At 47.7% G+C, this 19,733-nt stretch carries 18 protein-coding genes; 4 read left to right on the forward strand and 14 right to left on the reverse strand.

Annotated features, from left to right (window positions below):
* Positions 1-80 precede the first annotated feature (80 nt).
* Positions 81-824 (reverse strand): amino acid ABC transporter permease, encoded by a 744-nt coding sequence (locus ACVA6Q_RS21495; protein ID WP_353498629.1) that lies wholly within the window; start codon positions 822-824, stop codon positions 81-83.
* A 91-nt stretch (positions 825-915) separates the two neighbouring features.
* Between ACVA6Q_RS21495 and ACVA6Q_RS21500 the strand changes: the two genes are divergently transcribed.
* Entirely contained in the window at positions 916-1,692 is a 777-nt protein-coding gene (locus tag ACVA6Q_RS21500; protein WP_353497486.1) for a transporter substrate-binding domain-containing protein, read from the forward strand.
* A gap of 77 nt (positions 1,693-1,769) precedes the next feature.
* On the opposite strand, the gene punC is transcribed toward ACVA6Q_RS21500, so the two are convergent.
* Positions 1,770-2,975 carry a purine nucleoside transporter PunC gene (gene punC / locus ACVA6Q_RS21505; protein ID WP_446648885.1) on the reverse strand — a complete coding sequence of 402 codons (1,206 nt, stop codon included), beginning with the start codon at positions 2,973-2,975 and terminating at the stop codon, positions 1,770-1,772.
* Positions 2,976-3,113: 138 nt separating this feature from the next.
* Here punC and punR point away from each other — a divergent pair, with 138 nt between their 5' ends.
* Positions 3,114-4,013: a DNA-binding transcriptional activator PunR gene (gene punR / locus ACVA6Q_RS21510; RefSeq protein WP_446648886.1), complete on the forward strand. Its 900-nt coding sequence runs from the start codon at positions 3,114-3,116 to the stop codon at positions 4,011-4,013.
* A 42-nt stretch (positions 4,014-4,055) separates the two neighbouring features.
* Here the strand turns inward: punR and ilvA are convergent, their stop codons facing one another.
* Genes ilvA through ilvG form a run of 5 tightly spaced genes read right to left on the reverse strand, consistent with a single transcriptional unit; the run spans position 4,056 to position 10,351 of the window.
* Positions 4,056-5,594 carry a threonine ammonia-lyase, biosynthetic gene (gene ilvA / locus ACVA6Q_RS21515; protein WP_446648887.1) on the reverse strand — a complete coding sequence of 513 codons (1,539 nt, stop codon included), beginning with the start codon at positions 5,592-5,594 and terminating at the stop codon, positions 4,056-4,058.
* 2 nt (positions 5,595-5,596) lie between these two features.
* Positions 5,597-7,438, reverse strand: coding sequence for a dihydroxy-acid dehydratase (gene ilvD / locus ACVA6Q_RS21520; RefSeq protein ID WP_446648888.1), 1,842 nt, complete (start codon positions 7,436-7,438; stop codon positions 5,597-5,599).
* A 29-nt stretch (positions 7,439-7,467) separates the two neighbouring features.
* On the reverse strand, positions 7,468-8,409 hold the full coding sequence (locus ACVA6Q_RS21525) for a branched-chain amino acid transaminase (protein WP_446648889.1): 942 nt from the start codon (positions 8,407-8,409) through the stop codon (positions 7,468-7,470).
* 14 nt (positions 8,410-8,423) lie between these two features.
* On the reverse strand, positions 8,424-8,705 hold the full coding sequence (gene ilvM / locus ACVA6Q_RS21530) for an acetolactate synthase 2 small subunit (protein WP_418641825.1): 282 nt from the start codon (positions 8,703-8,705) through the stop codon (positions 8,424-8,426).
* Positions 8,705-10,351 carry an acetolactate synthase 2 catalytic subunit gene (gene ilvG / locus ACVA6Q_RS21535; protein WP_446648890.1) on the reverse strand — a complete coding sequence of 549 codons (1,647 nt, stop codon included), beginning with the start codon at positions 10,349-10,351 and terminating at the stop codon, positions 8,705-8,707. The genes ilvM and ilvG overlap by 1 nt, the downstream gene beginning before the upstream one ends.
* Before the next feature lie 480 nt (positions 10,352-10,831).
* On the opposite strand from ilvG, the gene ACVA6Q_RS21540 reads away from it, so the two are divergent.
* Positions 10,832-12,355 carry a YifB family Mg chelatase-like AAA ATPase gene (locus tag ACVA6Q_RS21540; RefSeq protein ID WP_446648891.1) on the forward strand — a complete coding sequence of 508 codons (1,524 nt, stop codon included), beginning with the start codon at positions 10,832-10,834 and terminating at the stop codon, positions 12,353-12,355.
* Here the strand turns inward: ACVA6Q_RS21540 and ACVA6Q_RS21545 are convergent, their stop codons facing one another.
* Together ACVA6Q_RS21545 and ACVA6Q_RS21550 are read right to left on the reverse strand one after the other, a co-directional pair.
* Complete coding sequence (locus ACVA6Q_RS21545) at positions 12,356-13,324, reverse strand: DUF2860 family protein (RefSeq protein WP_446648892.1); 969 nt, start codon at positions 13,322-13,324, stop codon at positions 12,356-12,358.
* Positions 13,325-13,466: 142 nt separating this feature from the next.
* On the reverse strand, positions 13,467-14,456 hold the full coding sequence (locus tag ACVA6Q_RS21550) for a DUF2860 family protein (RefSeq protein ID WP_446648893.1): 990 nt from the start codon (positions 14,454-14,456) through the stop codon (positions 13,467-13,469).
* 199 nt (positions 14,457-14,655) lie between these two features.
* On the opposite strand from ACVA6Q_RS21550, the gene ACVA6Q_RS21555 reads away from it, so the two are divergent.
* The gene (locus ACVA6Q_RS21555; RefSeq protein ID WP_446648894.1) at positions 14,656-15,540 is read left to right on the forward strand and encodes an acyltransferase; all 885 of its coding nucleotides are present in this window, start codon (positions 14,656-14,658) and stop codon (positions 15,538-15,540) included.
* A gap of 51 nt (positions 15,541-15,591) precedes the next feature.
* Here ACVA6Q_RS21555 and ACVA6Q_RS21560 read toward each other — a convergent pair whose 3' ends face one another.
* The 5 genes from ACVA6Q_RS21560 to ACVA6Q_RS21580 all read right to left on the reverse strand — a co-directional run bounded on the left by ACVA6Q_RS21560 (position 15,592) and on the right by ACVA6Q_RS21580 (position 19,580).
* Positions 15,592-16,191: a thiol:disulfide interchange protein DsbA/DsbL gene (locus tag ACVA6Q_RS21560; RefSeq protein ID WP_446648895.1), complete on the reverse strand. Its 600-nt coding sequence runs from the start codon at positions 16,189-16,191 to the stop codon at positions 15,592-15,594.
* Between the two features lie 54 nt (positions 16,192-16,245).
* A complete protein-coding gene (locus ACVA6Q_RS21565) occupies positions 16,246-17,229 on the reverse strand; it encodes a serine/threonine protein kinase (protein WP_446648896.1) in 984 nt (327 codons plus the stop codon).
* Between the two features lie 59 nt (positions 17,230-17,288).
* Positions 17,289-18,707: a cytochrome c oxidase accessory protein CcoG gene (ccoG, locus tag ACVA6Q_RS21570; RefSeq protein ID WP_446648897.1), complete on the reverse strand. Its 1,419-nt coding sequence runs from the start codon at positions 18,705-18,707 to the stop codon at positions 17,289-17,291.
* Positions 18,708-18,954: 247 nt separating this feature from the next.
* Positions 18,955-19,221 carry a YihD family protein gene (locus tag ACVA6Q_RS21575; protein ID WP_353497501.1) on the reverse strand — a complete coding sequence of 89 codons (267 nt, stop codon included), beginning with the start codon at positions 19,219-19,221 and terminating at the stop codon, positions 18,955-18,957.
* A 116-nt stretch (positions 19,222-19,337) separates the two neighbouring features.
* Complete coding sequence (locus tag ACVA6Q_RS21580) at positions 19,338-19,580, reverse strand: hypothetical protein (RefSeq protein ID WP_353498747.1); 243 nt, start codon at positions 19,578-19,580, stop codon at positions 19,338-19,340.
* Between the last annotated feature and the right edge of the window lie 153 nt (positions 19,581-19,733).

Below are 19,733 nucleotides of genomic sequence, written 5' to 3' on the forward strand. Positions count from 1 at the left end.
GATAGTGAAAAAGGGTCTCATTGAGACCCTTTTTGGTTTCTGTGTACTTTATTAAAGCCTTTTGCATGCCGTGCTGGTGGTTAATGACTCGGGATCGCTATCCTTTTTTCTAACCAGCGTACGGCTTGAGAAACCAACAGAATCAGCACTAAGTACTCCAATACCAGGAAGGTATAGATTTCTAATGGTAAGTACTCGTTAACCACTAGCTCATTGGCACGCCTGGTTAAGTCGCTTAAGCCAATCACACTGACCAGCGAAGACATCTTTAAGATGTAGACAAATTGATTCCCCAGCGGCGGCAGTATCTGCCTAAACGCCTGAGGTAAAATCACCAAGCGCATTTTCTGCCAATAGTTGAGCCCTAATGACTCTGCCGCTTCATGTTGACCACGAGTCACGGCTTGAATGCCACCACGAAAGACCTCGGCCATAAAAGCACTTTCAGCGATAGTCAGTGCTATCACGCCAGCCCAGAAATGGTTGAGTGAAACGTCTAGTAGCGTCGGCATACCGTAATAGACCCACAGAAGCAGAACCAGAACCGGAATAGAGCGTATTACCTCAACATAGATGCGGTTGATAGCCCGTAACCAAGGTTTATTGGAAAGAGCAGGGAAGGCAACAAGTAGGCCTATCAGCATGGCAAACACCATACTCAGCAGTGACACATAGATGGTGTCCTTAAAACCTGCTAACAAGAATCCGAGGTTGGTTTTCCCTTGTTCGGTAGAAGGATCGAGTACATACCAGCCCCACTCGTAGTCAGAACAACCACTTAGTAGCGGCAGGCACAACACAACAGCAAGTAATCGATAGCTCACAATCGTCCCTAAAATCTCTGAAATTTCCATCTGTTACTGCTATGTTATCAAGGATGTACCACGAATGTTTAATAATTTAAGGGACTATTCAATGAAGAAGTGGATTCTGGGTTTTATTATTACTTTTCTCTCTATTGGGCAGGTAGCGGCAGAAACCAGTCGCCTACAAAAGATCTTAGACTCAGGTGTACTTAGGGTAGGTACCACAGGGGATTGGAACCCGATGACCATGAAAGATCCGGCGACTAACTCTTATCGTGGATTTGATATTGATGTCACTACTGAGCTTGCCAAAGATCTTGGGGTCAAGGTTGAGTATGTCGCGACCGATTGGAAAACGTTGGTTAATGGTATCACTGCCAATAAGTACGATATCACGGGAAGCGCATCGCTTAATATGTCTCGTGCTAAAGTCGCGGGATACAGCCAGCCGTATTTCTACTTAGCTTTTGTGCCTGTGGTGCAGAAGAAAGATCTTGAAAAGTACGCGGATTGGGCAGATTTCAACAAGCCTGGTGTTAAGGTTGCAGCGACGCTAGGGACGGTGCAAGAGAAGATGGTTAAAGATTTCTTCCCAGAAGCCGAACATATTGTCATTGAAGCGCCTGCGCGTGATTTCCAGGAGCTTTTAGCGCGCCGTGCTGACGTCTCGGTGACCTCAAATGTGGAAGCTGCGACCTTGGTGACCAAGTTCAAGCAATTGGCTATTGTGCCAGTAGAAGAGCCTCGTAAGCCAACGCCAATCTCTATGCTGCTGCCGCAAAAAGACCAAGTATGGATTAACTACGTGAACCACTGGGTAGAGCTTAAGAAGACTCAGGGCTTCTTTGATGCCACTGCAGAGAAATGGGGACTGAAAAGTCTGTAAGCACTGTCGATAATAAGTACGGTCGATAAATAGAAAGGGCGACCTGCATACTATGCGAGGTCGCCCTTTTTTTGTCGCTACTCGTCGCTAACGACGCGAGAGTTATCAGGAATCGTTAACTCCTCGGTGACCGCAGGGTTAGCAACCAAATAGCCAATCCACATGACAGCCAAGCAGCCAAGAATGACGTAGCCAACAGCCGATTGCGCCAAAACCGCAAACGCAGCCACAATGGCACTGGCTAGACTGCTTACCCCTATTTGTAGGCTATTTTGCAGACCAGCGGCTGTTGCTGAGCAGTGCGCTGCACTTGATAGTGCACGGTTCACCACGATTGGGTAGAGGGCACCATTAGCGACTGCCAGCAGACAAAACGGCAATAGGATTGGCCATACGCTGCTAAGCTCCCACTGACAGGCTACAAACACCATCAAAATAGCCACGGTTTCTAAACCAAGAAGCTGCTTGAGTACGGCATCATCACCGAGTTTTGCCACCAGCTTTTTACCCGCATAGCCACCCACCATAAACGCCACGGTTTGTGGGATAAAGCTAAGGCCAATGTCTTTTGCCGAGTAACCAAGTTGGCTCATGATTTCTGGCATACCGGTTAGGTACGCAAAAAATGCCGCTGATGCTACACCGTACATGATCACATTGCCCATGTACTCTCTCGATCCAAACAGACTCTTAAGATCGGCGCTAATTGACGATCGTTTCTCGATAGATTTTGGCTGATCTTTAAGTGATAAAGTGATCATTGCAAGCAGTGCACCTGTGATCGCAAGAACCACAAAAATACTATGCCATCCCCACATTTCAGTTAGCAATACACCAAGTTGTGGTGCAAGCGCTGGAGATAACGCCACTAGCGGCATGATAGTGGCAAAAATCTGTTGACTGGTTTTCTTATCAAATTTATCGATAACCATAGACTGCCAGATTACCGCCGGTGCACAGACACCAATCGCTTGCAGCAGACGCAGTGATAGCAGTTGCCATACTTGCTCACTCCAAGCCAGACCAAATGACGCGATAGTAAAGATGGTCAGTCCAGCAAACAGTGTTTTGCGATGACCAAAGCGATCGCTGGCCAGTCCCCATACAAATTGACCCAGACCCATACCGACGAGAAATACCGTCAGCGATAGCGCGATCTGCTCTGGTCCAGTAGCAAAGTCCTGCTCAATAAGTTTAAACGCAGGCAAGTACATATCCGTGGCAATAAAGCCCAACATCGACAGTGCAGATAAGTAGATAAGTTGAAGTTTAGAGATTTTCATTGTTATTCCTTGAAATATTTTCACAGGAATGGTTTGGCGCCAGCCCATACTGCTGATGACGGGTATTCTATTTTTGGAAAAAAGAAAAATAAAACGCTATATTTTGTGGTTATTAATCAAAATTTTTGAAAGCTAGTTATGTACTCACGTTCTTCACTAGAAATGCTCGATGTGGTTGCGCATCTGGGGAGCTTCAGCGCGGCAGCGCAAGTGCTGCATAAAGTCCCTTCTGCGATTAGCTATAGTGTGCGCCAGATAGAGCAAGAGCTTGGTGTACAACTCTTTACTCGTTTGCCACGCAAAGTCGAACTGACGCCTGCCGGGGAAGTGTTCATATTGGAAGCTCGACAGATGTTGCGTCGCATGGATGAGCTTACTCATCAAACTCGCCGTACAGCACAAGGCTGGCAAAGTAGCTTAAAGCTGACCTTAGATAATATCGTAAAGGTAGATAAACTCTCAGAGCTCATTGAAGACTTCTATCGCGAGTTTGAGTTTGCGGAGCTGCAGATCAATATGGAAGTCTACAATGGCGCTTGGGAGGCCATATCCCAAGAGCGCGCGGATATCGTCATCGGCGCCACATCCGCCGTGCCAGTGAGTGGCGAGTACGGAGTGAAAAAGATAGGTAGCCTAGATTGGGCTCTGGTGATGTCGCCAACTCATCCTTGCGCGCTTGTGGATGTATTGGATGAGTCGATCGCAAGCCAATATCCTGCCATCTGTATTGATGACACCTCACGCGAGCTGCCTAAGCGCCATACCGAACACTATCCGCAGCAGCGCCGATTGTTGCTACCGAATTGGTTTACTGCGATTGAGTGTCTGAAAAGTGATGTAGGAATAGGCTACATGCCAAGTCATATGGCGAGACCTCTCATCGAGCAAGGTTTGTTGGTTGAGCGTGTACTTCCGGATGCCAAACTTTCTAGTGAATGCTGCATGGTTTGGAGAAAGCATGACAACCACAAGTTACTCGAGTGGTTACTCGACTACCTTGGTGAGGAAGGTAAGCTTTATCGAGATTGGTTGGCATAAAAAACGGGAAGCGATGGCTTCCCGTTGATTTTTACTGCCAGACTAAGACAAGAAGAACTTATAAGACGGGTTATCCGTTTCATCTTTGCATTGATAGCCAAGCTCGCGAAGGTGGGTCGAGAACTCGCTAAGATCGCTGTCTTCAAGCTCAAAACCACACAGTACGCGACCGTAATCGGCACCGTGATTGCGGTAGTTGAACAGACTGATGTTCCAATGCGTACCAAGCGTGCTCAAGAATTTAAGCAGGGCGCCAGGGTACTCTGGGAACTCAAAACTGTATAAGCGCTCTTTGAGCTGTTTAGATGGCTTACCGCCAATCATGTAGCGAATATGCAGTTTCGCCATCTCATCATCAGAGAGATCGGCAACTGGATATCCACCAGTGCGTAGATCGTTGATTATGCCATCAAGCTCATCTTGGCCGCCAACCAGTCTTACACCGACAAAGATGTTTGCAAGTTCATCGTCGTTGTAACGGTAGTTAAACTCAGTAACTGCACGCCCGCCAATGATATTGCAGAACTCAAAGAAAGCACCTTGGCGCTCTGGGATAGTTACCGCGAGTAAGCCCTCACGTTTCTCACCCAGTTCACAGCGCTCAGAGACATAGCGTAGACCATGGAAGTTGGTGTTCGCACCAGAGAGTACGGTACCCAGTTGCTTGTCTTTGAGCTGATGCTTTTCGGCAAACTTCTTGAGGCCTGCCAATGCGAGCGCACCAGATGGCTCGGCAATAGCACGAGTATCTTCAAAGATATCTTTTACCGCGGAGCAGATCTCATCGCTAGATACGGTAATGTGACCATCGATGTACTGTTGACACAGCCTAAAGGTCTCTTTGCCGATGATCTTCACCGCAACACCATCAGCAAACATGCTTACTTGGTCGAGAATGACTGGCTCACCAGCATCTAATGCAGCCTTGAGGCAAGCCGAGTCTTCAGGCTCTACCGCAATCACTTTGATTTCAGGCATCAGCTGCTTAACCAGAACGGCAACACCAGCAGCAAGACCACCACCGCCCACTGGGACAAAGATGCAATCTAGATGACCATTTTGCTGCAGCATTTCCATACCGATAGTGCCTTGTCCTGCAATCACCAGAGGGTGATCGAAAGGGGGAACAAAGGTATAGCCATGCTCTTTTGAGAGGCGCTCGGCTTCTGCTTTCGCCTCATCAAAGTTGCTGCCGTGAAGTACCACGTTGCCACCAAAACCGCGAACGGCTTCGACTTTGATATCTGGCGTGGTTTTTGGCATCACGATAGTCGTATTGATGCCGAGCTTAGTGCCTGACAGCGCCATGCCTTGAGCGTGGTTACCCGCTGAAGCGGCAATTACACCCGCACGCTTTTGCTCATCGCTGAGGTTCGCCACCATGTTGTAGGCACCGCGCAGCTTGAATGAGTGTACAGGCTGTCTGTCTTCACGCTTGATTTGGACTTGGTTGCCGATGCGAGCGCCGAGTCTTGGCATATCTTGAAGCGGCGACACAGTCGCCACTTCGTAGACAGGTGCTCTGAGAACCTGACGCAGATAATCTGCGCCAGATACGGGATGATTATCTACGTCATTCATGATTAGCCCTCGAGTTTGGACTTATCACGTACCGCACCTTTATCGGCGCTGGTGGCTAGATTGGCGTAAGCTTTCAATGCTAGAGAAACAGTACGTTCACGATCAGCAGGTTTCCAGCCTAGCTTGTCTTGCTCTGCGCGGCGAGCCGCTAGCTCGTCTTCAGAAACCACAAGCGTGATCTCACGATTTGGAATATCGATGTTGATCATATCGCCATCTTTCACCAAACCAATCGTACCGCCATTGGCCGCTTCTGGAGAGGCGTGACCGATAGACAGACCCGATGTACCGCCAGAGAAGCGACCGTCAGTCAGTAGCGCACACTCTTTACCTAGCCCCATGGATTTTAGGTAAGTGGTTGGGTACAGCATTTCTTGCATGCCCGGACCGCCTTTTGGACCTTCGTAGCGGATAACAACAACATCACCGGCTTTCACTTTGCCGCCTAGGATGCCATCTACCGCATCTTCTTGGCTTTCGAATACAACGGCAGGACCTTGGAACTTAAGGATGCTCTCATCCACGCCAGCTGTCTTAACGATACAGCCATCCAGTGCGATGTTACCTTTTAGCACCGCAAGACCTCCGTCTTGGCTGTAAGCATTTTCTTTAGTACGGATACAACCATTTTCACGGTCGTCATCGAGGGTGTCCCAGCGACAATCTTGTGAGAAGGCTTGTGTAGTACGAATACCTGCAGGACCTGCGCGGTAGAAGGATTTTACTTCTTCCGAATCCGTCAGCATGATGTCGTATTGAGACAGCTGCTCCTCCATTGTCAGACCAAGTACCGTTTTTGTTTGGTTGTTCAATAGACCTGCGCGGTTAAGCTCACCTAGGATGCCGATAACACCACCCGCGCGGTGTACGTCTTCCATGTGATACTTAGGCGTTGATGGTGCTACCTTACAAAGGTTTGGCACGCGGCGAGACATCTGATCGATATCTTCCATATCAAAGTCGACTTCACCTTCTTGCGCCGCGGCAAGTAGGTGTAGAACCGTGTTAGTTGAGCCGCCCATGGCAATATCTAGCGCCATTGCATTCTCGAATGCTTCTTTATTGGCAATGTTGCGAGGGAGTGCTGACGCATCATCTTGCTCGTAGCAACGTTTAGTGAGTTCAACGATACGCTTACCAGCGTTCTTAAATAACACTTCGCGATCTGCGTGCGTCGCAAGTAGAGAACCGTTGCCTGGTTGAGATAGACCTAACGCCTCAGTCAGACAGTTCATCGAATTAGCGGTAAACATACCAGAGCAAGAGCCACAAGTAGGGCATGCAGAGCGTTCGATTTGCTCACTTTGCTCATCGGAAACTGTTGGATCCGCACCTTGGATCATGGCATCAACCAGATCAAGTTTGATGATCTGATCAGAAAGCTTGGTTTTACCGGCTTCCATTGGACCGCCAGACACAAAGATCACTGGGATATTAAGGCGCATTGAAGCCATTAGCATTCCAGGAGTGATCTTGTCGCAGTTTGAGATACATACCATTGCATCGGCGCAGTGTGCATTCACCATGTACTCTACCGAGTCGGCGATGAGTTCACGTGATGGCAGTGAGTACAGCATGCCGCCGTGACCCATTGCGATACCATCATCCACGGCGATGGTGTTGAATTCTTTAGCGATGCCGCCCGCTTCTTCGATCTCACGTGCGACGAGCTGACCAAGATCTTTCAGGTGTACGTGACCTGGAACAAACTGAGTGAACGAGTTCACAACGGCAATGATAGGCTTACCGAAGTCTTCATCTTTAACGCCAGTAGCGCGCCATAGAGCACGCGCACCAGCCATATTGCGACCATGAGTTGTGGTGGCAGAACGATATTTTGGCATTGTAATACTTCCTTAAATTTACCTGGTGCTTACTGGTTATCTTGAGGGTAGACGTAGTCCAACCAGCCCCACTTATCTTCCGTGGTGCCGTTAAATAGGCCGAAGTATGCGTCTTGCATCACTTTGGTGATTGGACCGCGTTTGCCTTCGCCAACCTCAATCTTATCGATAGTGCGTACAGGAACGATTTCTGCTGCGGTACCTGTCATGAACACTTCATCAGCGAGGTAAAGTGCTTCACGAGCAATGTTTGCTTCACGCACTTCATAGCCCATGTCTTTTGCTAGCGTCATGATAGAGTCACGGGTAATACCAGGAAGGATAGCGCTGGTGGCAGGTGGAGTACTGATAACACCGTCTTTAATTACGAAGATGTTCTCGCCCGCGCCTTCTGATAGGTAACCGTCAACGCTTAGCGCGATGCCTTCATCATAACCATGACGACGAGCTTCACCACCAACCAATAGTGACGATAGGTAGTTACCACCGGCTTTGGCAGCCGTTGGTATGGTGTTTGGTGCCGCACGGTTCCAGCTAGAAATCATCGCATCAACGCCGTTTGCGAGCGCTTCTTCACCTAGGTAAGAGCCCCATGGGAAAGCCGCGATGATAAGATCCATGATGGTGCCCTCTGGTGGACAAACACCGAGACCCACATTACCAACAAAACCAAGAGGACGAATATACGCTGACTCTAGTTTGTTTTGACGCAGTGTTTCACGCGTCGCTTCCATGATTTCTTCTTCAGTGAAAGGAATAGGGAAGCGATAAATTTTTGCTGAATCTTTTAGACGCTTAGCATGCTCAGGATGGCGAAATACCACAGGCCCTTTTGGCGTGTTGTAACAGCGAACCCCTTCAAAAACAGATGTGCCATAGTGCATTGCGTGAGTCAGGACGTGAACGTTCGCCTCTGCCCATGGAACCATCTCACCGTTAAACCAAATAAAATCTGCTGTTTTAGTAGCCATTTAGCATTCCTTCCTTATGCGTTCTGTTCTTGTAGGTTGTGATTGGTCAGTTCGTTGTTTTTAAGTTCTGTGACCTCAACGGTTCTGATGTCCCAAAGTTTCTCAATTTGGTTGATCAAAGTAGTGATTGGTCGATCGCTATCTACAATGATCTCAACGCTGGCAACCTTACTCTCATGGTTTTGGGTCGCAGCCACTTGTTTGATAATAAAGCCACGGTGGCGAATCACGCGCAGTACGCGCTCAAGCAAGACAGGTTTGTCATCGGCTTTGATGTCTAGTAGATATCTGTCCATTAGGTATTCTCCAACATGTCACTATTTGAGGCACCTGGTGGAACCAAAGGCCATACGTTTTCTTCTTCATCGATCAGCACGTGCAACATGTAAGACGTTTTAGACTCCAGCATCTCTTTCAGCGCTGGCTCGACTTCTTCTTTGCGAGTGATGGTCTTGCCTGGAATATCAAAAGCTTTAGCAAGCATGACAAAATCTGGGTTGTCATCCAAAATCGTCTCACTATGTCTGCCGTCGAAGAACAGTGACTGCCACTGCCTTACCATACCAAGACGTTGGTTATTTAACAGCACAATTTTCACTGGGATTTGGCGACGTTTTAGGGTGCCGAGTTCTTGAACGTTCATCATGAATGAACCATCACCCGTGATCAGGACGGATTGGTCATCAGGACGTCCTACTGCTGCGCCCATCGCGGCAGGCAGACCAAAGCCCATGGTGCCGAGACCTGCTGAAGTAATAAAGTTCTCAGGCAGTCTTGGCTGAATGTGCTGAGCAGCCCACATTTGGTGTTGGCCAACATCGGTCGAAACGATGGAGTTTTCCGGCATCATGTCTGAAAGCTGTTTTAACAGCAGTGGAGCAAAAATCAGATCGCCCGGGTGGTCGTAGCGCCACTTGAAGCCGCTGCGCAGACTTTCACTGTGATGTGCCCAAGCGTTAATGTCTTTTGATAGTTCAAGCTGAGGCAAGATGACATTGATGTCACCACGCAGCGCTGCATGCGCTTCACGCAGTTTGTTGAATTCTGCTGCATCGATATCGATGTGAATCACCTTTGCGTGTGGCGCGAAGGTATCCAGTTTACCAGTCACACGGTCGTCAAAGCGTGCACCGACCACGATGAGTAGGTCACACTCTTGCACTACCAAGTTCGCTGCTTTGGTGCCGTGCATACCCAGCATGCCGAGATAGTGAGGGTCGTGTCGGTCAATCGTGCCGAGACCTTTTAGTGTGCTGACACTTGGCATAGGGTTGATGCGCAGGAACTCGCGAACGGATTCAGTCGCATCTGCTAGCTGTACACCACCACCGACATACAGTACAGGGCGAGAGCTTTCATCAAGCAACTGCTGCGCGCGTTTAACTTGTTGTTCATCGGCAACAGGAATTGCAGGCGGTGTAAATGGAGGCAGCACATCCACCGGAGCATTAGCAAGTTGGACATCTTTAGCGATATCAACGATGACAGGGCCAGGTCTGCCTGCTTTAGCAACTTCAAATGCTTCGGCTAGAGTGGGAGCGAGTTCGTTGATGTCGGTCACGAGGTAGCTGTGTTTGGTACACGAGAGTGACATACCGATCACATCCATTTCTTGGAAGGCATCAGTACCGATATGTGAACTAGCAACTTGGCCAGTGATAGCAACGAGAGGGATAGAATCGAGGAAAGCGTCAGCAAGACCGGTAACAAGGTTGGTGGCTCCAGGGCCTGAGGTTGCCATACAAACAGCAACATCTTTGGTGGCTCTTGCCATTCCGATGGCTGCCATTGCAGCGCCTTGTTCGTGTCGGCAAAGGATATGTTCCACACCACCGTCATACAAAGCATCGTAGATGGGCATGATGGCTCCACCAGGATAACCAAACACGGTCTCGATACCTTGCTGCTTCAATGCGGCTACAACTAATTCAGCACCTGTCATTATAGCCTCCTTGAGTGCCACGCTTATCGTGACGATTTGTCGTTCGCTTGCACATGTTGTGCTCCATTTCTTCCTGTCATCTCAGCCTGTGGGCTTTCAATGAGTGATCACTATCAAATTACTATTATGAGTTTGTAAAAAAACCCCCGGACTTTTCAGTGCGGGGGTTTTTAAAATCTTGTGGCTATTTAACGCCCACATGCCCCCGTGCGGTACCAATCAGGACCACAATAATCAGGCTAATCAGAGTGTGAGAGTGTGCGTTAAAAGTCATTATCTTGTTTATAAATCGTTGCGTTGTGTCTAACGAAAATGTTTGCGTCCCTAGTGGTATCACAAATTTCTGTTAGCTGACAAGCAAAAAATCATACTTTCGTCACATTTACTCAGCATTAAATGTTGAGGTATAACATAAGGTATATATAAAAATCTGACTTTTAACCATTGAGCAAAGAGAAGTCGGAATAAAAAAGGGATTTTATGGGATTATCTATTATTTACAGCCGTGCCAGTGTTGGTGTGGAGGCACCTCTAGTGACAGTGGAAGTGCACATCAGCAATGGCATGCCAGGCTTTACGCTCGTCGGACTTCCCGAGACGACAGTCAAAGAATCTAAGGATAGAGTTCGTAGTGCGATCATCAATTCTCGGTTCGAATTTCCCGCCAAACGAATTACAGTCAATCTCGCCCCCGCCGATCTCCCCAAAGAAGGCGGCCGCTTTGATTTGCCGATAGCGTTGGGAATACTGGCGGCCTCCGATCAACTGCCTCACGATAAACTTCTGGTGCATGAATTTGTTGGAGAGTTGGCCTTGTCAGGGGAACTTAGATCAGTGAAAGGCGTATTGCCTGCTGCACTTGCAGCCAATAAAGCGCAGCGCTGCTTGTTAGTACCTGAAGATAATGGCGATCAAGCTGCCTTGGTTGGTAAAGATAACCACAAGTCAGCGTCCTCATTGTTGGATGTGTGCAGTTACTTAATGGGGCAGCAGACTCTTTCATTGGTGACCAGCAAGCCCGTTGTTCAAGTCGCGAAAAAGGGCCGAGACCTGCAAGATATTATTGGACAGCAGCAAGGAAAGAGGGCGCTGGAAATCGCGGCGGCCGGTAATCACAATTTACTTTTTCTCGGTCCGCCCGGCACAGGGAAAACTATGTTGGCCTCTCGACTTTGTGATTTGTTACCTGAGATGAGCGAAGATGAAGCCATGGAAACGGCCTCGGTGGCCTCACTCACCCAACAAGAAATTAATGAGAGCAATTGGAAAACCAGACCCTTTCGCGCGCCTCATCATTCAAGCTCAATGGCTGCACTCGTGGGTGGCGGTTCTATTCCTAGACCGGGTGAAATCTCTCTGGCGCACAACGGATTGCTGTTCTTAGATGAGATGCCGGAATTCGAGCGCAAAGTACTAGATTCACTGCGCGAGCCATTGGAGTCTGGTGAGATCATTATTTCTCGCGCGCAAGGAAAAACCCGCTTTCCTGCTCGTTTTCAATTGGTTGGTGCGTTAAATCCAAGCCCAACAGGTTATTACGAGGGCAATCAATCCAGAACCAACCCGCAGCTTATCCTGCGCTATTTGAGTCGTTTATCTGGGCCGCTACTCGACCGATTTGATATGTCTATAGAGATCCCCTCACTGCCCAAAGGCACCTTAGCTGAAGGCGGAGATCGAGGAGAAACGACGCAAACCGTGAAGCAGCGTGTGTTGGTTGCAAGAGAGACGATGTTATTGCGCAGCGGCAAAGTGAATGCCTTGTTGCAAAGCCGCGAAATAGAGCATTACTGCCGCTTAGAAAAAGCCGATGCTGAGTTTTTAGAAAATGCCTTACATCGACTTGGCTTGTCGATTCGTGCTTATCACCGCATCATTAAAGTCGCACGAACGATTGCCGACCTTGCCAATGAGCCCTCTATACAGCGAGCTCATATTGCAGAAGCGCTTGGTTATCGCGCCATGGATCGGCTACTCAAGCAGCTCACCGCGCAAGCGGTGTAGTTAGAAGGCGAAGTTCATGCCGATAGAAGTTATCCAGTCAGCGGAGTCGTAGAATGCGATAGAGGAGTCTGTCGCGTTGTAGCCTGAAAGTGAGACAAGCGACAAAGATTCCAGTGCAAGGTACTCATAGGCGAGGAACGCACTGTACTTGTCATCAATACGACCTGACTGTTCGAAGATGGCGTTTTGGCCACGATACTCATGATTCATGTAGCTCATGGTTGCCGCAATACTATGTTTTTTATGAGCATACAGAGCGGTTAGCTCACCGCCGGCACCTTGGTTATTCATCGCTTCACCTTTGGCGTCATCGAGCAAGTAAATGAGTGAAGGAAACAATGTCCAAGCATCACTCATCGCAAGGGTGTAGGAACCTTTGGCGTAATACATATCGCTGTTTCTGTCGTACTGGTTAGACAGGTTACTGTTGAGGTTGGTCGCAGAGCTTTCACCAGTCACCTCGCGGTTGCCATACGCCATATCGAGCGTGAACAATGAGCCAGCAATATTCTCGATCTGTAGACGGTAAGCTTCGCCTTTGGCCTCAGTCTCTTCAAGCTGGTCAGCACCGACGTAGGGGTTTTTCCAGATAGGCTCTCCAATGACGGTTGGAAGGTAGGAGACACTCCAAATGGAACCATCTTCTAACTGCTGACGATATCCACCTTCGAGTACAAAGGTGCCGACCGCTATGTCATTGCGCGATGTACCGATAAACCATTCTTTCTCTCGCTTCGCACCATAGGTGTATTTGACCATGCCTAGCGGCATCCAGAATTCATCATAGGCCTCTTCGGCACTGCTGATTTTCGGATCAGAGCTGGCGACGAAGTTGGATTTGTCACCGATCTGCGCATTGCTGATAGAGATCTCGCCACTAAAGCCGGATTCTGGCGCCAATGCTGCGATGGCGGATTGGCTAATAACAGTCAACAGGGCTGTGGAAACAAGGGGCTTAAACGTGGTCATACAATATCCGTCAGTAGGCTCATTAGAGTGCTTAATCCAAGCACCTATATTTTATGCGGATACTTTAATGACAAAAAATGGCTTAACAACATGTTTTGTTAAGCCATGTATTGATAGTTTCAATGCTTAGCGTCGGGTTCTATTAGAACTCCCAATTTAGACCTACAGAGGTGATCCAATCCTTCTCATCATAGAAGGCGATGTTAGAGCTGCTGTTGTTCACACCACCAAATGCGACCAAAGAGAGGTTGTCTGCATAGAAGATGCCCGGATACTCATACGCTAAAAACGCTTTCCACTCATCATCTTTACGAGTGATGTTGTCAAACACTGGATTGGCGCCATCGTATTTACGGTTGAGATAAGTCACGGTGAAAGCGAATTGGTGATTGCCAGCGGAGACAAATGACGAAATTTCTGCACCATAGGTGTTGCTCTTCATCGCGCTGCCATTAGCATCTTGTTGGGTGTAAATGAGCGCAGGGAACAGTAAAACCCCTTTGTTGACTGGCAGCATCATTTTGAATTTGCCGTAGAAAACATCGGCGTTTCTGTCGAGTGTCGCCATTTGCGCTGCGGTTAAGTTCGCGCCAGAGCCAGATAGTTCTGCGTCCAACTCACGCTTTCCATAAGCAAGGTCGAGGCTAAACAGTGAGCCAGCGATATTATCGATCTGCATACGATAGGCTGTGCCTTTCTCGTTGGTAGTGCTTCTAGCTTGATTTTCAAGGTAAGGATCACGCCATACCTCACCTTCAAGAATGGTTGGCAAAATCGCTAGGCTCCACTTAGTTCCATTTTGGAACTGATAGCGGTAGCCGGTTTCAAGCGCCAGTGTACCCACAGCAACGTCGGCTCGAGAGGTACCTAAGAAAACTTGGTGGTTGGAACGTGAACCCCAGGTGTATTGAACGTTACCCAGTGGCAGAACTAAGGCACTGCTGTTCTCTTGCGCCTCACCGGTATAGGTTCGAAATTCATCGTCGGTGTTGCTAAGGTTTGACGTTTTGCTCGCGTAAGCGGCGTTTAGTGCGATTTCACCACTAAAGCCATTACTTTCTCCTAATTTAGCTACAGCACTATAAGAGACAACACTCAGTGACACTGCTAAGACACTCCATGCCCTTTTCATAACGATTCCTTATTACATTCTGATTATTGAGGTAACGGTTGTAATTATATGTTTATGTTATGTTATTGGTTCACAATAAGTTTGTTTTTTGCAAGTTACAACACAAATCAGACCAATTAATTAATCGTTGCGCAAGGCGTCTCTCCTTGTACAATTAACCGCCATAAAACTGTTACAAATACTTCATAGAACATTAGATATGCTTGGATACCTAATTTTTGTAATGAGTTCGTCGCTCGTCATCTTCAATACCGCATTTTGTTCGATCCCCATTCTAGGTTTTGGGCTGATCAAACTGGTGCTGCCGTTTAAGCCGATTCAGGCATTATGTACCGCGCTTGCGAATAAATTTATGTGGCTATGGGCAACGATTAATCATGGGATACTTCGATTGATAAACCCTAAGCTTGAATGGGAAATCGAAGGCATTGAAGCGCTGCGAAAAGATGGCTGGTATTTAATGATCAGCAATCACCTGAGTTGGACGGATATCGTCGTGCTGTGTAGCGTCTTTAAAGATCGCATTCCTATGCCTAAGTTCTTTCTTAAACAGCAACTTTTGTATGTTCCTTTTGTCGGTATGGCGTGCTGGGCGCTCAACATGCCATTTATGAAGCGCTACTCCCGTGAATATTTAATAAAGCATCCAGAAAAACGTGGCCAAGACTTAGAAACCACACGTCGCTCTTGTGCCAGATTTAAAGATACGCCAACAACTGTGGTGAACTACGTAGAAGGCACGCGCTTTACCACAGAGAAGCAAAAGCAAAGCAAGGCGGGTTATCAGCACTTGCTACAACCTAAGTCAGGCGGTATCGCGTATACGTTGGCCGCGATGGGTGAGCAGTTTGATAGCATTATCGATGTCACCTTGGCCTACCCAGAAAATAGAGTAGAGCCGTTTAAAGCGGCGTTAATGGGTAACATGACCAAGATAGTGGTAAAAGTGCGTACGTTGCCCATTGATGAGAACGTATCGGGAGATTATTTCAACGACAAGCCTTATAAGCGTTGTTTCCAGCAATGGCTTGGGGATGTCTGGCAGCAAAAAGATGACGTATTGAAACAGATTCATCGCAAATAAAAAAACCGAGCCTCGATGATATCAGGCTCGGTTTTTCTTCTTAGAGTCGGATTACTTTTTCAATAGGAAGTTAACCAGCTCAAAATACTCATCAAGAGAGGTAATGCCACCCGCTTCAACCAGATACTTGTTGTTGACGATAACTGCAGGAACTCCTGTTAGGCCGCTATCTTTAAATTGCTTGTCGAAGCGACGAACCATGGAATCAACGGCAAAACCATTAAAAGCAGAATCGAATTTTTTAGCATCAACGCCTTCATCTAGGAAGATTTGACGCAGTTCTTCATCGTTTTTAGGTGGCTTCTGAAGGTTGTGAATGCGGTTGAATAGTACTGGTGTCATCTTGTCTTCGACTTTGAGTGCGATCATCGTCGCGTAAGCTTTACTCATCGAAAGACCCATTGGACCACCCATGAACGAAACGTGGTTTTTTTGGAATTTAGCGTCTGCAGGGATCTTCTTTTTTAACTGAGCGATGATAGGTTCAAAGCTATTGCAGTGTGGACAGTAGAATGAAAAGTACTCCGTCACGATTGGCTTCGAGGACTTTTCCAACTCCAACACCTTGTAGTGTTTACCTTCTTCAAACTGAGCGGCACTGACGCTGAGGCTGACGAGTAGCGTCGCAAAAAGTGCGATGATTTTTTTCATTATTTTCTCCATGTGTAAAACTCAAAATCCTATTGATGGACTTCGACTAGTTTGTCACCACTGCGGCTGCAATGAAAGTGGCTTTTCGTTGAGAGCGGCAATTTGCTCTTTAAAGCCAAGTACCTGACCTTCCCAGTATTTCGCGTCATTAAACCACGGAAACGCTTGTGGGAAAGCCGGATCGTGCCATCGTTTGGCGAGCCATGCCATGTAGTGCACCATACGTAGACCGCGCAATGGTTCAATAAGTTTCAATTGACTGCTTGGCAGTTCACTGAATTCTTGATAGCCCTCCAATAACACGTCGAGCTGCATCAGTTTGTCTTGACGATCGCCGTTGAGCAGCATCCATAGATCTTGAATTGCTGGGCCGTTGCGCGAATCGTCAAGATCGACAAACAGCGGACCATCGCGCCATAAGATATTACCTGGATGGCAATCGCCATGCAGTCTAATGGTCTCAGCAGGTTGCCAGTGAGTTTCAATTTGACCGATCAGCATATCCAAGTCACTAAAGAAGGCATTTTCTAGATGAGAGGGAATAAAGCTAGAGTTTTGCAGTAACTTACGAGGCTGATACAGGTATTCTTCCAGTCCTATCGTTGGGCGATGCTCAAAAGGCTTGCTGGCGCCGACTTTATGGATGCGACCTAGGAAGCGTCCTACCCACTCAATTTGCTCAAGGTTATCCACCTCAAACTGCCTACCGCCTTCGCTAGCAAACAGGGTAAACAGATAGCCTTGATATTCATGAATGCTCTGGCCGTTGATTATTAATGGCGCAGAGACAGGGACTTCGTGCTCCAGCAGCTCATGAGCATAATCATGTTCTTCTTGGATTTGAGCTTGGCTCCAACGCTGAGGGCGATAGAACTTAACCACGTAGCGTTTACGCTCTTCATCGGTGAACTGATACACACGGTTTTCATAGCTGTTGAGAGGAAGTAAGCCGGATTCGGCTCTGACACCAATGCTTTCAAGGGCGTACCACATGAAATCGGGAGTGAGGGCGTCAAAGTTAAACGCAGTATCTGTCATCGTGATGATAAAAGGGCTCGTTGCCGAGCCCTTTCCTATTATTGGTTGCTGCTAGAGAGCTAGAGCTTTTTGATAAATCGACTTTCCACTTGTACGGAGAAGTCGTTGCTGTCACTCAGTATAAACTGAATTGTCGAGACAGGTGAACTTAGCGCATCCGGATCGGCGCCAAGGCTCATTGGCAGGTTATACACTTCACCCGGTTCAACGGTAATGGTTTGTCTGCCATACCAAGTCGCATCTTTTATGCCAGAAACACTTAACGTGTACTGTTGCTCTTGCTGGGTTTTATTGATGACTTTAAGGGTGTAGGTATTCTCAACTAAGCCATCACTGTTGACTCGGAACAACTGATTGCGATCGCGCAGTACACTGAGACCTGCAGGGTCGACCGCCGATACTTGAACAAAGAACAAGGCAATCATGACCAGCAGTACCGCGCCGTAACCGAGTAGCTTTGGTCGCATTACCTTAGTGTGTTTGCCCGATAAGCGGTGCTCGGTGGTGTAGCTGATCAGTCCCTTGTCGTAACCCATGCGATCCATGGTTTTGTCACAGGCATCGATACAAGCGCCGCAGTTAATACATTCGTATTGCAGACCGTCGCGAATATCGATGCCGGTTGGGCAGACCTGCACGCAGAGATCGCAGTCGATACAGTCACCCAATCCAAGCTGTTTCGGATCCGCCTTGCGAGAGCGAGGCCCCCGCTTTTCACCGCGCTTAGTGTTGTAACCGACGATGAAGGTGTCTTTGTCGAACATTGCCGACTGGAAGCGAGCATACGGGCACATGTGGATACACATGATCGAGCGCATCCAGCCTGCATTGGCGTAAGTACATGCGGCAAAGAATACGACCCAGAACACAGGCCAAAAGCTGGCGTTGAAGGTGAAGAAGTCGCTGACCAGTGGACCAATGGGTACAAAGTAGCCGGTAAAGGTAAAGCCTGTGGCAAGGGCAATCGCTATCCAAGCTGCGTGCTTGAGGCCTTTGCGTGCGATGAGGTTACCCGTGAGCTTGCCGCTATCTTGCTTGCGGCGCTTGTTGGCACTGCCTTCGAGCTTTTCTTCAAACCAGATGTACATAAAGGTCCAAACGGTTTGTGGGCATAAGTAGCCACACCATACGCGACCTAAAAAGGTGGTGATAAAGAATAGACCAAACGCGGCGACCATAAATAGCAGCGCAAGTAGGGTGAGATCTTGCGGATAAAGGGTGGTACCAAAAAAGTTAAACTGCTGATTACCGATATCGAGCAGTACCGCTTGTCTCTCGCCATAAGGTATCCATGGCACTAGGGCAAATAACACCAGTAGGAACCAGCCGCCATAGCGTCTTAATTTCTGAAAGGTACCTTTACTCTCTCGAACATAGATTTGGTTGCTTGGGTTGAATCTGTCGCCGTTGCCTTTGTGGGTTTTGGGGTTGAACGTTTTAGGCGTCACATCCTTTACGTCGATTTTGTCCTGACTCATTGTTGAGTGTCCTTCTTGGGCTGACGGTGTGTTTCGTACACACTCTATCTTTTCCGACATTGCAGTAACTGTGTACTGTGCCATGCCACATTATTTGGCAGTGCTATTCAGTACGCAGTATGAAAACCCAAGGATTATAACCTTGATAACAATTTCATTTCTTTAAGGCTATCAACCTTTAACAACAAAATGAGCGAACGGTCATAGAAAAAACGACCCTATAAAGGGTCGTTTTTATAACTCATGGTTATTTGATGATACCGCGAGCCTTGAGCAACGCAGTCTTGAAATCATCTTCTTGGTCTTTGGCAAGACCCGGGATCATCTCGTCTTTTTTGCTGTTACGCATCTTTAGATGATAGATAAGTACATCATCAGTTAGCTCTTCGAGTTTGCCTTCATAGCCAGCTTCTTTAGCGAGCTTAACTAGGAATTCAAGCAGATTGAGGTCGGAATCTTTTTGCCATTCAGGGTGAATGAGCTCGATCAGTTCGTTGACGCGGTGACACTTCATAACTTTCTCCACAAAATTTATAGGTATTTTTGAGTAAAAGTATCAAAGATCATTGAGAATACCAATATGTGGTGAAATAGAAGACAAAAAAAAGCGCAGACAGACTGCGCTTTTTATTAAGCTGCCTTAACAACGCTTGTTGGCGTTGATGTCATTCGGACACCTTGCTCAACTAGGGTCATTGAAGGAGCGACTTTTTTCGCGACAGGTGCAGCGACAAAACCACTGCGACGACGCATTAACGCACTACGGTTAGCCGAGTACGAAAACCTGACGGGTGTTGGGCGCATATTGTTGTAACCTAACAAGTCAGGCAATTCCGTTGCCAAATACATGGCCTGATCACCTATGAGAAACACTGAATAGACTCCCAATGTCGCTCTTTTTTGACTGATGCCACTCCAAATAAGTAATCAGGAATAACGGTGTGCATGCACACCACGCATAGAATAGCAGTAAGCGTCTGGATATTCGATAGATCTCATAAAAAAAGTGGTTATTTTTTCTTCACT

It is taken from the genome of Vibrio sp. DNB22_10_4 (assembly GCF_052879755.1).

Bases quoted from the DNA above. Each gene is read 5' to 3' on its own strand.
- ACVA6Q_RS21560 (WP_446648895.1), bottom strand. From the start codon at position 16,191: ATGAAAAAAATCATCGCACTTTTTGCGACGCTACTCGTCAGCCTCAGC.
- ACVA6Q_RS21525 (WP_446648889.1), bottom strand. From the start codon at position 8,409: ATGGCTACTAAAACAGCAGATTTTATTTGGTTTAACGGTGAGATGGTT.
- ilvD (WP_446648888.1), bottom strand. From the start codon at position 7,438: ATGCCAAAATATCGTTCTGCCACCACAACTCATGGTCGCAATATGGCT.
- ilvM (WP_418641825.1), bottom strand. From the start codon at position 8,705: ATGGACAGATATCTACTAGACATCAAAGCCGATGACAAACCTGTCTTG.
- ACVA6Q_RS21540 (WP_446648891.1), top strand. From the start codon at position 10,832: ATGGGATTATCTATTATTTACAGCCGTGCCAGTGTTGGTGTGGAGGCA.
- ccoG (WP_446648897.1), bottom strand. From the start codon at position 18,707: ATGAGTCAGGACAAAATCGACGTAAAGGATGTGACGCCTAAAACGTTC.
- ACVA6Q_RS21545 (WP_446648892.1), bottom strand. From the start codon at position 13,324: ATGACCACGTTTAAGCCCCTTGTTTCCACAGCCCTGTTGACTGTTATT.
- ilvG (WP_446648890.1), bottom strand. From the start codon at position 10,351: ATGACAGGTGCTGAATTAGTTGTAGCCGCATTGAAGCAGCAAGGTATC.
- ACVA6Q_RS21565 (WP_446648896.1), bottom strand. From the start codon at position 17,229: ATGACAGATACTGCGTTTAACTTTGACGCCCTCACTCCCGATTTCATG.
- ACVA6Q_RS21575 (WP_353497501.1), bottom strand. From the start codon at position 19,221: ATGAAGTGTCACCGCGTCAACGAACTGATCGAGCTCATTCACCCTGAA.
- punR (WP_446648886.1), top strand. From the start codon at position 3,114: ATGTACTCACGTTCTTCACTAGAAATGCTCGATGTGGTTGCGCATCTG.
- ACVA6Q_RS21500 (WP_353497486.1), top strand. From the start codon at position 916: ATGAAGAAGTGGATTCTGGGTTTTATTATTACTTTTCTCTCTATTGGG.
- punC (WP_446648885.1), bottom strand. From the start codon at position 2,975: ATGAAAATCTCTAAACTTCAACTTATCTACTTATCTGCACTGTCGATG.
- ACVA6Q_RS21555 (WP_446648894.1), top strand. From the start codon at position 14,656: ATGCTTGGATACCTAATTTTTGTAATGAGTTCGTCGCTCGTCATCTTC.
- ilvA (WP_446648887.1), bottom strand. From the start codon at position 5,594: ATGAATGACGTAGATAATCATCCCGTATCTGGCGCAGATTATCTGCGT.
- ACVA6Q_RS21550 (WP_446648893.1), bottom strand. From the start codon at position 14,456: ATGAAAAGGGCATGGAGTGTCTTAGCAGTGTCACTGAGTGTTGTCTCT.